Raw genomic sequence first — 1004 nt, 5'->3', positions numbered from 1 at the left:
CTGCTGCTCGCCTCATGAGCCGCCCCGATGTCTCCCGCCCGGCCGGCTGGACCGCCCTCGGCGCCGGGACCGCGTTCGCGATCCTCGCCTCTGCCGTCCACGCCGATGTGCCGCACTGGCTGGACGACCGATTCCTCTCGTGGTCGGTCGCACACCGCCCGCATCCTGCCGTGACTGTGGCACGCGATGTGACCGCCACAGGAACCGGCGCCGTCCCCTATGTCCTTGCCGCCTTGGCAGGCCTCCTCGCAGGACGGTCGCCGAAGCAGCGCGTGCTCACCACCGTGCTCTGTCTAGCTTGCCTCGCAGTGGGCCAAACCCTGCGATTCGAAGTGATGCAGCTCGTCCATCGAACCCGGCCCCCCACAACGGACTGGGCGGCGCACGCAACGCGTTGGGCGTTCCCCTCGGGCCACACCACAACGTCCGCCCTCGCCGCCGGAGTGCTGATCGCCGCGGTGTCGCTGTGGGCCCCGCGCGGCGCGACGCCGCTGCGGATCGTCATCGGCTGTTGGGCACTGCTCGTCGGCCTGACCCGCATCTACCTCGGAGTGCACTGGTCCACCGACGTCCTCGGCGGATGGCTGTTCGCGGTCGGCTGGCTGGGAGCCTGCCTGTGGGCCCTGGCCAGGTGGCTCCCCGACTCGTACACCGAGGGCACGACCGTGGTCCGGAAACCGGCGGAGGGCCATGCACCCTAAAATCCTCACCGTTGAAGACGATCACGCCCTGCGGGATGTGCTGCGCCGACTTCTGTCCGACGAGGACTTCATCCCCATCGTCGCCGCCGACGGCGCGAGCGCCCTGCGACTGGCCACGGGGGACATCGCGGCGGCCGTCCTGGACATCGGACTACCCGATGCGGACGGGCGGGACGTGTGCCAAGCGATGCGCGCCAACGGCTTTGTGGCCCCTGTCATCTTTCTGACCGCTCGCCACCAGATCACCGACCGTCTGTCCGGGTTCGCCGCCGGAGGCGACGACTACCTGCTCAAGCCGTTCCA

Annotated in this window: 2 protein-coding genes; both read left to right on the top strand. The window is 69.7% G+C overall.

All coding sequences use genetic code 11. The features are described 5' to 3' along the window. The coding region (locus tag ADL25_RS11635) for a phosphatase PAP2 family protein (RefSeq protein WP_324614044.1) at positions 1-701 on the top strand (701 nt) is incomplete at its 5' end. Next, positions 691-1004 (top strand): response regulator transcription factor (locus ADL25_RS11630; RefSeq protein ID WP_159044912.1); only part of this gene is annotated, 314 nt, incomplete at its 3' end. The genes ADL25_RS11635 and ADL25_RS11630, both read left to right, overlap by 11 nt.

The organism is Streptomyces sp. NRRL F-5122, from assembly GCF_001507435.1.
Lineage (GTDB): Bacteria > Actinomycetota > Actinomycetes > Streptomycetales > Streptomycetaceae > Streptomyces > Streptomyces lannensis.
Note: the sequence above shows the minus strand (reverse complement) of the source record. Positions and strands in the feature narration are given on the sequence as shown.